The 13,185-nt window shown below is 68.9% G+C and carries 11 protein-coding genes; 8 read left to right on the forward strand and 3 right to left on the reverse strand.

All coding sequences use genetic code 11. From position 1 onward, the window contains the following. Positions 1 to 285: 285 nt before the first annotated feature. Both D0Z67_RS15310 and D0Z67_RS15315 read left to right on the forward strand, forming a co-directional pair. Positions 286 to 1,032 (forward strand): hypothetical protein, encoded by a 747-nt coding sequence (locus D0Z67_RS15310; RefSeq protein WP_165507349.1) that lies wholly within the window; start codon positions 286 to 288, stop codon positions 1,030 to 1,032. Between the two features lie 220 nt (positions 1,033 to 1,252). Continuing rightward, positions 1,253 to 1,696, forward strand: coding sequence for a hypothetical protein (locus tag D0Z67_RS15315; protein ID WP_131589654.1), 444 nt, complete (start codon positions 1,253 to 1,255; stop codon positions 1,694 to 1,696). Positions 1,697 to 1,890: 194 nt separating this feature from the next. Here D0Z67_RS15315 and D0Z67_RS15320 read toward each other — a convergent pair whose 3' ends face one another. Together D0Z67_RS15320 and D0Z67_RS15325 are read right to left on the reverse strand one after the other, a co-directional pair. Continuing rightward, the gene (locus D0Z67_RS15320) at positions 1,891 to 2,766 is read right to left on the reverse strand and encodes a YIP1 family protein (RefSeq protein ID WP_031178944.1); all 876 of its coding nucleotides are present in this window, start codon (positions 2,764 to 2,766) and stop codon (positions 1,891 to 1,893) included. Positions 2,767 to 2,917: 151 nt separating this feature from the next. Beyond that, complete coding sequence (locus tag D0Z67_RS15325) at positions 2,918 to 4,402, reverse strand: FG-GAP and VCBS repeat-containing protein (RefSeq protein WP_031178943.1); 1,485 nt, start codon at positions 4,400 to 4,402, stop codon at positions 2,918 to 2,920. Between the two features lie 204 nt (positions 4,403 to 4,606). Between D0Z67_RS15325 and D0Z67_RS15330 the strand changes: the two genes are divergently transcribed. Then, on the forward strand, positions 4,607 to 4,927 hold the full coding sequence (locus tag D0Z67_RS15330) for an antibiotic biosynthesis monooxygenase family protein (RefSeq protein WP_031178942.1): 321 nt from the start codon (positions 4,607 to 4,609) through the stop codon (positions 4,925 to 4,927). A gap of 69 nt (positions 4,928 to 4,996) precedes the next feature. On the opposite strand, the gene D0Z67_RS15335 is transcribed toward D0Z67_RS15330, so the two are convergent. Further along, entirely contained in the window at positions 4,997 to 7,279 is a 2,283-nt protein-coding gene (locus D0Z67_RS15335) for a (Fe-S)-binding protein (protein WP_031178941.1), read from the reverse strand. 284 nt (positions 7,280 to 7,563) lie between these two features. On the opposite strand from D0Z67_RS15335, the gene dnaK reads away from it, so the two are divergent. The 5 genes from dnaK (at position 7,564) to D0Z67_RS15360 (ending at position 13,154) form a co-directional block, all read left to right on the forward strand. Further along, entirely contained in the window at positions 7,564 to 9,405 is a 1,842-nt protein-coding gene (gene dnaK / locus D0Z67_RS15340) for a molecular chaperone DnaK (protein WP_031178940.1), read from the forward strand. Further along, complete coding sequence (gene grpE / locus D0Z67_RS15345; protein ID WP_031178939.1) at positions 9,402 to 10,052, forward strand: nucleotide exchange factor GrpE; 651 nt, start codon at positions 9,402 to 9,404, stop codon at positions 10,050 to 10,052. The genes dnaK and grpE overlap by 4 nt, the downstream gene beginning before the upstream one ends. A gap of 45 nt (positions 10,053 to 10,097) precedes the next feature. Next, a complete protein-coding gene (gene dnaJ / locus D0Z67_RS15350) occupies positions 10,098 to 11,279 on the forward strand; it encodes a molecular chaperone DnaJ (RefSeq protein ID WP_031178938.1) in 1,182 nt (393 codons plus the stop codon). A gap of 5 nt (positions 11,280 to 11,284) precedes the next feature. Then, positions 11,285 to 11,743: a heat shock protein transcriptional repressor HspR gene (locus D0Z67_RS15355; protein WP_030816557.1), complete on the forward strand. Its 459-nt coding sequence runs from the start codon at positions 11,285 to 11,287 to the stop codon at positions 11,741 to 11,743. A 304-nt stretch (positions 11,744 to 12,047) separates the two neighbouring features. Beyond that, positions 12,048 to 13,154, forward strand: coding sequence for a sugar ABC transporter substrate-binding protein (locus D0Z67_RS15360; RefSeq protein ID WP_031178937.1), 1,107 nt, complete (start codon positions 12,048 to 12,050; stop codon positions 13,152 to 13,154). Positions 13,155 to 13,185: the final 31 nt, after the last annotated feature.

Here is a 13,185-nt window from a genome sequence, read left to right on the forward strand (position 1 = left end):
CCGTCGGGACGGTAATGCCCGGGCGCCGTGCCGGGACCTGGGGTGTGCCCGGGGTGGAAGTTGGGGTGTTCGCCCGATGCGCCGCCGGAGACGGCGGCGCATGCTGGTCGAGGAGTTCCAAACCCGGGTTCCCCCGCGCCTCCGAGAAAAGACTGTGGCGGTCCGCCGCGTCCTGACGTCTCGGAGTTGAGGCGGCTTGAGCCCCAGGGCTACGGAGAACGCCCTCCGTAATCGAATCGGGGCCGCGAACCGGCAGGTCCCGATAGTCCCCGGAAAGGATTCATCATGCAGAACTTCGCGAAGCGTGCGGCGCTGGTGACGGCATCGGCTGCCCTGGCTGCTGGGGGTGCCCTGGCGCCCTCCTCCGCATTCGCCACCCCGGCGCCCACAGGAACTCACGCGACGACGCCGGACAAGCCGTGCCAGAAGAAGAACTGCAAGACCAACCGTAATGCTCAGGGCCGCAACACCCAGGGCGGCGTCCAGGGCAGCGGTAGGGGGAACACGCAGGGCGGTGTCCAGGGCAGCGGTAACGGCAACACCCAGGGCGGGGTGCAGGGTGGCGGTAACGGCAACACGCAGGGCGGGGTCCAGGGTGGCGGTAACGGCAACACGCAGGGCGGGGTCCAAGGCGGCGGTAGGGGGAACACCCAGGGCGGTGTCCAGGGTGGCGGCAATGGCAACACCCAGGGCGGGGTGCAGGGTGGCGGTAACGGCAACACCCAGGGCGGTGTCCAAGGCGGCGGTAGGGGCAACACCCAGGGCGGCGTGCAGGGTGGCGGCAATGGCAACACCCAGGGCGGCGTGCAGGGTGGCGGCAATGGCAACACCCAGGGCGGTGTCCAGGGTGGCGGTAACGGCAACACCCAGGGCGGTGTCCAGGGTGGCGGCAATGGCAACACCCAGGGCGGTGTCCAGGGTGGCGGCAATGGCAACACCCAGGGCGGTGTCCAGGGTGGCGGCAATGGCAACACCCAGGGCGGCGTGCAGGGTGGCGGCAATGGCAACACCCAGGGCGGTGTCCAGGGCTAATCGATAGACGGAGTTCGTCACCCCGCGGAGGAAATCTCTGCGGGGTGATGCCGCGTTCTCCCATGTCGATCGCCCGGCACGCAAAGAGCCTCACCCTCAAGGTGCGGCCCCAAGACGCTCTGTACGGGTGACATCGCCTGTGTCGTTGTAGTAACGCGGTGACAGCTTGCGACTAATTTGGTCCGCAAGAAGTCCTGTCTGCTGTCTAGAAAGGCCTACCGTGAAGCGGGTCGGAATCTACGCAACCCTGTCTTTTGCCGCTGCCGTGGCGCTGACAGGCGCAACGGCAAGCCAGGCTTCCGCGGACAACCGCACCTATCCGGGATATCCCGCGGAAGTCACTGTTGTTTTCAACCATGGGTATTACGGCAACGTCTTCAACACCCAGGGCGGTACCAACAACACCCAGGGTGGCACGCAGGGCGGTATCGGCAACACCCAGGGCGGCACGCAGAGCGGCGAGGGGAACACCCAGGGCGGTGTCCAGGGCGCAGGCAACGGCAACACCCAGGGCGGCACACAGGGCGGTACCGACAACACCCAGGGCGGCACGCAGAGCGGCACCAACAACAACCAGGGCGGCATCACGCAAGGCACGAAGGACGCGGAGAAGAAGATCACTGCGCGCACCTTCGAATTGATCAATGACGGCCTGGACGGATGACGAGGCCGCTGCCGCGGCGAACGAGGCCCACTGCGGCGGTGCAGAGATGTCCCGCATCTCCCCACCGCGGTGGGCCTCGTCGCTTTCGGGTCGTGCCCTGACTCGCGGCGCCGATGAACCGGAACGCAGGAGGGGCTCCCGGCACGGTGCCGGGAGCCCCTCCTACATGTACGCGGAATCTGTGCGGACCGGAGTCAGAACGTCCCCAGCTTCACGATCGACAGCAGCGCGATCAGCTGGATCGCGGACGCGCCCAGCGCCTTCGGCCAGGGCAGGTCGTGGGAGCGGGAGACCATCAGGGTGAGCAGCGCGCCCGCGCCGAGCCAGGTGACCCAGCCGATGACCTGCACGAAGCTCGCGTCGCCGCCGAAGAACATGGCGAAGACCAGGCGAGGCGCGTCCGTCAGCGACATGATCAGCATGGACAGGCCGACGGTGGGCTGCCAGGCGCCGTCGCCGCCGAGCTGGCGGGCCAGGGTGTGGGTGACCACGCCCAGGATGAACGCGCTCAGCACCATCACCACGGCCGAGACCAGCACGATGGGCACCGCGTTGGTGAAGGTCGCGCCGATCACGTCCGCGCGGGCGCCGTCGAAGCCGAACACCGCGAGCAGGCCGTAGAGGAACGTCACGATCAGGGCGGGGCCCCACATCGTGTAGTCCCGCATGCGGAGGAAGGTCGGGTTGGGGTTGAACACGACCCCCTTCAGCAGTTCCTTCCAGTGCAGCGGCGGCCCGGACGGGCCGGGGGGCTGCGCCGAGCCCGCGTGGTAGGTCTCGCCCTGTGAGTAGGCGGACGCCTCGTCGACGGAGAACGCCTGGGTGTGGCCCGGCTGGTTCGCCGCGTACGGGTCGTGCCCGCCGTGGCCGGGGTCGCCCAAGTACTCCGGTCCGTCGTTCGCCGGCCCCGGGTACCCGTAGTGGTTCCCCTGCGGGTACCCGTACGCGGGCCCCCGCTGCCCGTGCTGCGGGGCCTGACCGCCGTACGACGGGCCCTGGGGTGCGTGCGCCTGCTGTCCTTGCGCGGTGCGGTTGTTCCGGTCCCCGCGTCCCATCCTGAATCCAGCCACCCGTCGAACGTACCTGCTCCCGGCCCCCCGCGTGCCGGGCCCAGGGGGTCGGGCCCGGCATTGCGGCCATCCTGTGACATCCCCTAAGGGACCGTCAGGGTCGGCGTCGGGGTCGGGCGGCGGCCGCGAAGCCGGCGCCGGGTTACGGGTCTCAGTTGGCGAAGATGCTGGTGAAGCGCGGGGTGCCGGAGGTGGAGACGCCCACGGCGGAGGCGTTGACGAAGCGGGCGCCCTTCGTGGTGATCCTCGTGCCGTCGGAGGGCAGGTAGGTGAGGGCGCCGTCGCCGCCGTCCTCGTCGGAGCCGATCAGCAGGTCGGCCCGGCCGTCGCCGGTGACGTCGTCCAGCTTGACGTCGGCGCCGAAGTGGTCGGCCTTCTCGTCGCCGCCGGGGACGCCCGTGCTGCTCTGGGCGAAGGACTGGGCGCGGCTGGTGGTGTTCACGCCGCTCGCGGAGCCGTACAGCACGGTGACCATGCCCGCCTCGGACACCTTGCCGAGGTCCTCGAACATGCTGCTGATCACGAGGTCCTGGTAGCCGTCGCCGTTGATGTCGCCGAGGTCCAGCTCGCTCCCGAAGCCGTCGCCCTTCTCGGACCCGCCGGGGACGTTGCCGGTGTCCTGGTTGATCGAGGCGGTGCGGTTCGGCCCGGAGACGGACCCGTAGGTGATGTTGACGCGGCCCCCGGTGGAGGCGTCCGGGATCGGGGTGCCGTCCTCCAGCTTGCCGCCGTCCCACATGGCGCCGCTGACGATGTCGCCGTAGCCGTCGCCGTTGATGTCACCGATCCCGGTGATGATGCCGGACCTGAGCTTCTTGGCGGCGGCGGTGCTGAGACCGTTCGCGGTGCCGGGCAGCCAGTAGTTGGTGTTCCACCCGTAGGGGGTCTTGTTCTCGTAGCCGTCCACGACGAGGTCGGTGCGCCCGTCGCCGTTGACGTCGCCCGCGGTCAGGTTCATCGGGCCGAAGGGGTACTTGTCGTCGCCCGACTGGATCGGCGGGTTGACGGTGGTGCGGCTCGGGGCGGTGCCGGTGGAGCTGAAGCCGCCCTTGTAGAGGTACAGCGTGGAGGTCGACGCGCCCACCACGAGGTCGGTGCGGCCGTCCCCGTCGTAGTCGCCGGCCGCCATGACGCGGCCCCAGTAGTCGTGTGAGGACTGCGCCGGGTCGGGGAGGTCCGCGCTCTTGCCGGTCAGCCCGTTCTCGGAGCCCCAGAGCAGGGTGACGGCACCGGCGTTGGTGTCGCTGCCGAGCTTCTCGTGCGGGACGCCGACGGCGAGGTCGTCGTAGCCGTCGCCGTTGAAGTCGCCGTACGCCAGCGAGGAGCCGAACGTGTCGCCGGTCTCGGCGCCGCCGGGGACGCCGGGGGTGTCCTGGCTGAGGGTGGTGCGCTTGGCGCCGGAGACGCCGGTCTTGGTGCCGTACAGGACGACGACCTGGCCGGCGCCCTTGCGGCCGTTCACATAGGCGTCGCCGGCCGAGGTGGCGAGGTCGCCGATGCCGTCGCCGTTGAAGTCGGCCTTGGCCACCGTGGTGGAGTCGGCGGCCGTGGCCGGGGCGGCGGTGAGGCCGAGCAGGCCGCCGGTGAGGGCGGCCGCGGTGGCCGTCGCCAGGGCGATTCTGTGGTGCGCGCGCATGGGGTTCTCCTGCGGCGTACGGGGATGCCGGGAACGGCGTCCGCGAGTCGGTGTGGGGCCGACGGCCCGCGTGGACCCTGTCTTGCGCAGGGCGCCGCGAAGCGGTTGGCGATCATCAGACCGACAGCGGTGGGGAACGGTTGTGCGACATGCGGAGAAACTTCCGGGGCGGCATGGCCGGACCGCTGGGGGCAGGATGGGGGCATGAGCGTAGTGAAGATCAATGTGCTGACCGTTCCCGACGAGCAGCGGGAGGTGCTGGAGAAGCGGTTCGCCTCGCGGGCGCACACGGTGGAGAGCTCGGACGGGTTCGAGTGGTTCGAGCTGCTGCGGCCGGTGGAGGGCACCGACCAGTACCTCGTGTACACCCGCTGGCGCGACGACGCGGCCTTCCAGGCGTGGATGGAGGGCCCCATGAAGGCCGCCCACCAGGGCGCGGGCGAGGGCGGCGAGAAGCAGCGGCCGGCCGCGGCGGGGTCCACCCTGTGGTCGTTCGAGGTCGTCCAGCAGGCGTCCCCGAAGTAGCCCTTACGGGTACGACGGCGCCCCCCGGTCTCGTGGACCGGGGGGCGCCGTCGTGTGCGAAGCGGTGGACTACTTCACCGGCTCGGGCTCCGGCTCGGTGGCCGGCTCGTCCTCGTCCGCGGGGTCCGCCGGGGTGCGGACGGAGTCCAGCAGGAGCTGGGCGACGTCCACGACCTGGATGGACTCCTTGGCCTTGCCGTCGTTCTTCTTGCCGTTGACCGAGTCGGTCAGCATGACCAGGCAGAACGGGCAGGCGGTGGAGACGATGTCCGGGTTGAGGGAGAGGGCCTCGTCGACGCGCTCGTTGTTGATGCGCTTGCCGATCCGCTCCTCCATCCACATCCGCGCGCCACCGGCGCCACAGCAGAAGCCGCGCTCCTTGTGGCGGTGCATCTCCTCGTTCCGGAGCCCCGGGACCTTGCCGATGATCTCGCGCGGAGGCGTGTAGATCTTGTTGTGCCGGCCCAGGTAGCAGGGGTCGTGGTACGTGATGATGCCCTCGACCGGGGTGACGGGGATCAGCTTGCCCTCGTCCACCAGGTGCTGGAGCAGCTGGGTGTGGTGGATGACCTCGTAGTCGCCGCCGAGCTGCGGGTACTCGTTGCCGAGCGTGTTGAGGCAGTGCGGGCAGGTGGCGACGATCTTCTTGGCCGACTTGGGCTTCGCCGACTCGGGGACCACCTTGCCGTCGTCGTCCATCTCCTCGCCGAAGGCGGCGTTGAGGGACATGACGTTCTCCATGCCGAGCTCCTGGAACAGGGGCTCGTTGCCGAGACGGCGGGCGGAGTCACCGGTGCACTTCTCGTCGCCGCCCATGATGGCGAACTTGACGCCCGCGATGTGCAGCAGCTCGGCGAACGCCTTGGTCGTCTTCTTGGCGCGGTCCTCCAGAGCGCCGGCGCAGCCGACCCAGTAGAGGTACTCGACCTCGGAGAGGTCCTCGATGTCCTTGCCGACGACCGGGACCTCGAAGTCGACCTCCTTGGTCCACTCCAGGCGCTGCTTCTTGGCCAGGCCCCAGGGGTTGCCCTTCTTCTCCAGGTTCTTGAGCATCGTGCCCGCCTCGGACGGGAACGCGGACTCGATCATCACCTGGTAGCGGCGCATGTCGACGATGTGGTCGACGTGCTCGATGTCCACCGGGCACTGCTCGACACAGGCGCCGCAGGTGGTGCAGGACCACAGGACGTCGGGGTCGATGACGCCGTTCTCCTCGGCGGTGCCGATGAGGGGGCGCTCGGCCTCGGCGAGGGCGGCGGCGGGCACGTCCTTCAGCTGCTCCGCGGACGCCTTCTCGTCGCCCTCCATGGTCTTGCCGCCACCCGCGAGCAGGTACGGCGCCTTGGCGTGGGCGTGGTCCCGCAGCGACATGATCAGCAGCTTCGGGGAGAGCGGCTTGCCGGTGTTCCACGCGGGGCACTGCGACTGGCAGCGGCCGCACTCGGTGCAGGTGGAGAAGTCCAGCAGGCCCTTCCAGGAGAACTGCTCGACCTGGGAGACACCGAAGACGTCGTCCTCACCGGGGTCGGTGAAGTCGATCGGCTTGCCGCCGGAGGTCATCGGCTGGAGCGCGCCGAGGGCGACCCCGCCGTCCGCGTCCCGCTTGAACCAGATGTTCGGGAACGCCAGGAAGCGGTGCCAGGCCACACCCATGTTGGTGTTGAGCGAGACCACGATCATCCAGATGAACGAGGTCCCGATCTTGATCATGGCGACCAGGTAGACCAGGTTCTGCAGCGTGGAGACGCTGAGCGCCTTGAAGGCGAGGACCAGCGGGTACGAGGCGAAGTAGGCCGCCTCGTAGTGGTCCACGTGGTGCAGGGCGCCCTCGAGGCCGCGCAGGGTGTAGATCGCCAGGCCGATGGTGAGGATGACGTACTCGACGAAGTACGCCTGGCCGGCCTTGGAGCCGGCGAAGCGGGACTTGCGGCCCGGCCGGCTGGGCAGGCTCAGCAGCCGGATGACCATGAGCACGGCGATGCCGAGCACGGTCATCACGCCGATGAACTCGATGTACAGCTCGAAGGGCAGGAAGTCGCCGATGAAGGGCAGTGTCCAGTCGGCCTTGAAGAGCTGGCCGAACGCCTGGGCCAGGGTCGGCGGCAGCGTCAGGAAGCCCACGGCGACGAACCAGTGGGCCACGCCGACGATGCCCCACCGGTTCATCCGGGTGTGGCCGAGGAACTCCCGCACCAGGGTCACGCTGCGCTGGTACGGGTTGTCGGTCCGGGTACCGGCGGGGACGGGCTGGCCCAGCTTGAAGTACCGGACGAACTGTCCGATGGCCCGGGCGAGCAGCGCGACACCGACCACGGTCAGGACCAGCGACACGATGATCGCGGCGAGTTGCATGAGGGGCTCCTGAGGCGGCCTCGAAATTACTAAGCGGTAACTTATGCAGTCCGTCTGAGACTACCCCCATCCTCCTGCGCGATGCAGCACGGCGCGGGGTGAGATGAGTCGCTGAGGGTTGCCTTCGCCGGGACGGGGGAACCCGCGTCCCGCCAGGGTGAACGCCTCCTTGCATATAAGCGCCATATAAGAGTTGAGCCCGGTCGACTCATGTCTGTTGACCCCGTGCGATCGGAGTGGCACACTTGAGCCAGTCCCACTCAAGTTCTCTGGAGGAATCAACCATGGCACGTGCGGTCGGCATCGACCTGGGCACGACTAACTCCGTCGTCAGCGTTCTGGAGGGCGGCGAGCCCACCGTCATCACCAACGCCGAGGGTGCCCGGACCACGCCGTCCGTCGTCGCCTTCGCCAAGAACGGTGAGGTGCTCGTCGGCGAGGTCGCCAAGCGCCAGGCGGTCACGAACGTGGACCGGACCATCCGCTCGGTGAAGCGTCACATGGGCACCGACTGGTCGATCGAGCTGGACGGCAAGAGCTTCAACCCGCAGCAGATGAGCGCCTTCATCCTGCAGAAGCTCAAGCGCGACGCCGAGTCCTACCTGGGCGAGAAGGTGGCCGACGCGGTCATCACCGTCCCGGCGTACTTCAACGACTCCGAGCGTCAGGCGACCAAGGAGGCCGGTGAGATCGCGGGTCTGAACGTCCTGCGCATCGTCAACGAGCCGACCGCCGCCGCTCTCGCGTACGGCCTCGACAAGGACGACCAGACCATCCTGGTCTTCGACCTCGGTGGCGGCACCTTCGACGTGTCGCTGCTGGAGATCGGTGACGGCGTCGTCGAGGTGAAGGCCACCAACGGTGACAACCACCTCGGTGGTGACGACTGGGACCAGCGCGTCGTCGACTACCTGGTGCAGCAGTTCAAGGCCGGCCACGGTGTGGACCTCGCCAAGGACAAGATGGCCCTCCAGCGCCTCCGCGAGGCCGCCGAGAAGGCCAAGATCGAGCTGTCCTCCTCCACGGAGACCTCGATCAACCTGCCCTACATCACGGCGTCCGCCGAGGGCCCGCTGCACCTGGACGAGAAGCTCACCCGCGCCCAGTTCCAGCAGCTCACCGCCGACCTCCTGGAGCGCTGCAAGACGCCGTTCCACAACGTCATCAAGGACGCGGGCATCCAGCTCGGCGAGATCGACCACGTGGTCCTCGTCGGCGGTTCGACCCGTATGCCGGCCGTCGCCGAGCTGGTCAAGGAACTGACCGGCGGCAACGAGGCCAACAAGGGCGTCAACCCGGACGAGGTCGTCGCCATCGGCGCGGCCCTCCAGGCCGGTGTCCTCAAGGGCGAGGTCAAGGACGTCCTGCTCCTCGACGTCACCCCGCTGTCCCTCGGCATCGAGACCAAGGGTGGCATCATGACCAAGCTCATCGAGCGGAACACGACGATCCCGACCAAGCGGTCCGAGATCTTCACCACCGCCGAGGACAACCAGCCCTCCGTGCAGATCCAGGTCTACCAGGGCGAGCGCGAGATCGCGGCGTACAACAAGAAGCTCGGGATGTTCGAGCTGACCGGTCTGCCGCCGGCCCCGCGCGGTGTCCCGCAGATCGAGGTCGCCTTCGACATCGACGCCAACGGCATCATGCACGTGACCGCGAAGGACCTGGGCACGGGCAAGGAGCAGAAGATGACCGTCACCGGCGGCTCCTCGCTGCCGAAGGACGAGGTCGACCGCATGCGCCAGGAGGCGGAGAAGTACGCGGAGGAGGACCACGCCCGCCGCGAGGCCGCCGAGTCCCGCAACCAGGGCGAGCAGCTCGTCTACCAGACCGAGAAGTTCCTCAAGGACAACGAGGACAAGGTCCCGGGCGAGATCAAGACCGAGGTCGAGGAGGCTGTCGCCGAGCTGAAGGAGAAGCTCAAGGGCGAGGACAGCGCCGAGATCCGTACGGCCACCGAGAAGGTCGCGGCCGTCTCGCAGAAGCTCGGCCAGGCCATGTACGCCGACGCCCAGGGTGCCCAGGCCGCCGGCGGTCCGTCCGCCGACGCCGGTGAGGCCAAGGACGACGACGTCGTGGACGCCGAGATCGTCGACGACGAGCGCAAGGACGGTGCCGCGTGACGGAGGAGACCCCGGGCTTCGAGGAGAAGCCCGACGTCCCCTCCGGCGTGAACCCCGACGACGCCGAGCCGAAGGCCGCCTCCGAGAAGGGGGCGGCCCCGGCTGGGGACGCGAGTGCGGACGCCGGTCTGGTGGCGCAGCTGGACCAGGTGCGGACGGCGCTCGGTGAGCGCACGGCCGACCTCCAGCGCCTCCAGGCCGAGTACCAGAACTACCGCCGCCGCGTCGAGCGCGACCGCGTCGCGGTCAAGGAGGTCGCCATCGCGAACCTCCTGACCGAGCTGCTGCCCGTGCTCGACGACATCGGCCGCGCGCGGGAGCACGGCGAACTGCTCGGCGGCTTCAAGTCGGTCGCCGAGTCGCTGGAGACCGTGGCGGCCAAGATGGGCCTCATGCAGTTCGGCAAGGAGGGCGAGCCCTTCGACCCGACGATCCACGAAGCCCTGATGCACTCCTACGCGCCCGACGTCACCGAGACGACGTGCGTGGCCATCCTCCAGCCCGGTTACCGCATCGGTGAGCGCACCATCCGCCCCGCGCGGGTGGCCGTCGCCGAGCCGCAGCCCGGCGCGCAGACCGTCAAGGCGGAGGAGGCCGAGGAGAGCGCGGCCGACGACAAGGAGAACGGTGGCCCGGAGGAGGGCTGACGTAATCACGGAAATCATGCAGGTCCGGAAGGAGGGACGTCGGGGATGAGCACCAAGGACTTCATCGAGAAGGACTTCTACAAGGTTCTCGGCGTCCCCAAGGACGCCACCGAGGCCGAGATCAAGAAGGCGTACCGGAAGCTCGCCCGCGAGTTCCACCCGGACGCCAACAAGGGCAACACCCGCGCCGAGGAGCGCTTCAAGGAGATCTCCGAGGCGAACGACGTCCTCGGCGACCCCAAGAAGCGCAAGGAGTACGACGACGCGCGGGCCCTGTTCGGCAACGGCGGGTTCCGGCCGGGGCCGGGCGCGGGCGGCGGTCAGTTCAACTTCGACCTCGGCGACCTCTTCGGGGGCGCCGGCGGTGCGGGCGGCGCGCAGAGCGGCAGCTTCGGCGGCGGCCTGGGCGATGTCTTCGGCGGCCTGTTCAACCGGGGCGGCCCGGGTACCACCCGTACCCAGCCGCGCCGGGGGCAGGACGTCGACACCGAGGTGACGCTCAGCTTCACCGAGGCGATCGAGGGCGCGACCGTACCGCTCAGGATGACCTCCCAGGCGCCCTGCAAGGCGTGTTCGGGCACCGGCGACAAGAACGGCACGCCGCGTGTGTGCCCGACCTGCGTCGGCACCGGGCAGGTCGCGCGGGGCTCCGGCGGCGGCTTCTCGCTCACCGACCCGTGCCCCGACTGCAAGGGCCGCGGCCTGATCGCCGAGCACCCCTGCGCGGAGTGCAGCGGCAGCGGCCGGGCCAAGTCCTCGCGCACCATGCAGGTCCGCATCCCGGCGGGCGTCACCGACGGGCAGCGCATCCGGCTGCGCGGCAAGGGCGCGCCGGGCGAGCGCGGCGGTCCGGCGGGCGACCTGTACGTCACCGTCCACGTGGGCGAGCACAAGGTGTTCGGCCGCAAGGGCGACAACCTCACCGTCACCGTGCCGGTCACCTTCGCCGAGGCCGCTCTCGGCGGCGAGGTGCGGGTGCCCACCCTCGGCGGGTCCCCGGTCACCCTGAAGGTGCCGCCCGGCACGCCCAACGGCCGCACCATGCGGGCGCGGGGCAAGGGCGCGGCGCGCAAGGACGGCAGCCACGGCGATCTGCTGATCACCGTGGAGGTGAGTGTCCCGAAGGACCTCTCGGGGAAGGCTCGTGAGGCGCTGGAGGCGTATCGCGAGGCGACCGCGGACGAGGACCCGCGGGCGGAGCTGTTCGAGGCCGCGAAGGGAGAATGAGCCCGATGGACACACCAGGTCGTCGGCGCAACCCGTACGAGCTGACCGAGGAGACCCCGGTCTACGTCATCTCGGTCGCCGCGCAGCTCTCCGGACTCCATCCGCAGACGCTCCGGCAGTACGACCGCCTCGGTCTGGTCTCCCCGGACCGCACGGCGGGGCGCGGGCGGCGCTACTCGGCCCGTGACATCGAACTGCTCCGCCAGGTGCAGCAGTTGTCGCAGGACGAGGGCATCAACCTGGCCGGCATCAAGCGCATCATCGAACTGGAGAATCACGTGGCGGCCCTCCAGTCCCGGGTCGCGGAGCTGGAGTCGGCGCTGGACGGAGCGGCGGCGACGATGCGTCAGCGCGAGGCAGCGGTGCACGCCTCCTACCGGCGCGATCTGGTCCCGTACCAGGAGGTCCAGCAGACCAGCGCGCTGGTGGTGTGGCGGCCGAAGCGGCAGCAGTCGGCGGACTGACATGACCGGGCACTCTTCAAGGGCCGGGAGGCACCAGCCTCCCGGCCCTTTCGCGTGGTCACACCGTGGCTGACTTCATTCGCCTGTGTGTACGTAACACGCGGTTCGCGCGGGGAGGTTGTGAAGGGTGTTTACAGCGGGTTGCGCAAGGTTCCGCCAGGTCTTCACCGGTCACACGCAGCGTGGTGTTGCCATCTCGTTAAGTTGTTTTGCTTGACGCCGCGGGGCGCCGCCAAGTTGTCTTTTCAGACACCCGGGTCAGCACGCAGCACCCCGTCGGAACGCACCTGAAGTGAGCCCTCGAATGCGTCGTATCGCCATGTCCGTGGCCGTCACCACGATGGTCCTCCCGCTCGCCGGCTGCGGCGTCCTGAACGCGGCGGGAGACGACGCGAGCGCCAGCCCGACCATGGGCGACCAGGTCACCGTCGGCCTGCTGCTGCCGGAGAAGGCCAACACCCGCTACGACAAGTTCGACTACCCCATCATCAAGTCCAAGGTGGCCGAACTGACCCACAAGAAGGGCAAGGTCGAGTACGCCAACGCCGACGCGGACGCCGGTCAGCAGGCCGACCAGTTGCAGCGGATGATCGACGAGAAGGTCAATGTCATCCTGCTGGACGCCGTCGACGCGCACGCGATCGCGCCGGCCGTGAAGAAGGCCAAGGACGCGGGTATCCCGGTCATCGCCTACGACCGGCTGGCCGAGGGTCCGATCCAGGCGTACATCTCCTTCGACAACGAGCTGGTCGGCGAGGTGCAGGGCCGTTCCCTGCTGGAGCGGCTGGGTTCGAGTGCCGGGCTCTCCGACAAGATCGTGATGATGAACGGCTCGCCCACCGACCCCAACGCCAAGCAGTTCAAGGAAGGCGCGCTCTCCGAGCTGAACGGCAAGGTGACGATCGCGGACAGCTTCGACACCAAGGACTGGAAGCCGGAGAACGCCGAGGCCAACATGACCCAGGCGATATCCCGGATCGGCAAGGACAACATCGCCGCCGTCTACTCCGCCAACGACGGCATGGCCGGCGGCATCATCAAGGCGCTGAAGAACGCCGGCGTCACCAGCCTGCCCCCCATCACCGGCCAGGACGCCGAACTGGACGCCGTGCAGCGCATCCTGGCGGGCACGCAGTACATGAGCGTCTACAAGTCCTACCCGGACGAGGCCGAGGCCGCGGCCCAGATGGCCGTCGCCAAGGTGCAGGGCAAGGACATCCAGTTCGACGCCCTCACCCAGGACCGCGTCGACAGCCCCACCGACAAGCAGATCCCGGCCAAGCTGGTCCAGGTGACCGCGCTGACCAAGAGCAAGATCAAGGAAACGGTCGTCGAGGACGGCATCTACACCGTCGACCAGATCTGCACCGCCGCCTACAAGTCGGCCTGCGCGGCCGTGGGCCTGCACTGACGCGGCTGTACGCGGCCGGGGAGCGCCCCGG

This window comes from Streptomyces seoulensis (genome assembly GCF_004328625.1).
GTDB classification, from domain to species: domain Bacteria; phylum Actinomycetota; class Actinomycetes; order Streptomycetales; family Streptomycetaceae; genus Streptomyces; species Streptomyces seoulensis.

Bases quoted from the DNA above. Each gene is read 5' to 3' on its own strand.
- D0Z67_RS15335 (WP_031178941.1), bottom strand. From the start codon at position 7,279: ATGCAACTCGCCGCGATCATCGTGTCGCTGGTCCTGACCGTGGTCGGT.
- D0Z67_RS15355 (WP_030816557.1), top strand. From the start codon at position 11,285: ATGGACACACCAGGTCGTCGGCGCAACCCGTACGAGCTGACCGAGGAG.
- D0Z67_RS15360 (WP_031178937.1), top strand. From the start codon at position 12,048: ATGCGTCGTATCGCCATGTCCGTGGCCGTCACCACGATGGTCCTCCCG.
- dnaJ (WP_031178938.1), top strand. From the start codon at position 10,098: ATGAGCACCAAGGACTTCATCGAGAAGGACTTCTACAAGGTTCTCGGC.
- D0Z67_RS15310 (WP_165507349.1), top strand. From the start codon at position 286: ATGCAGAACTTCGCGAAGCGTGCGGCGCTGGTGACGGCATCGGCTGCC.
- D0Z67_RS15330 (WP_031178942.1), top strand. From the start codon at position 4,607: ATGAGCGTAGTGAAGATCAATGTGCTGACCGTTCCCGACGAGCAGCGG.
- D0Z67_RS15325 (WP_031178943.1), bottom strand. From the start codon at position 4,402: ATGCGCGCGCACCACAGAATCGCCCTGGCGACGGCCACCGCGGCCGCC.
- dnaK (WP_031178940.1), top strand. From the start codon at position 7,564: ATGGCACGTGCGGTCGGCATCGACCTGGGCACGACTAACTCCGTCGTC.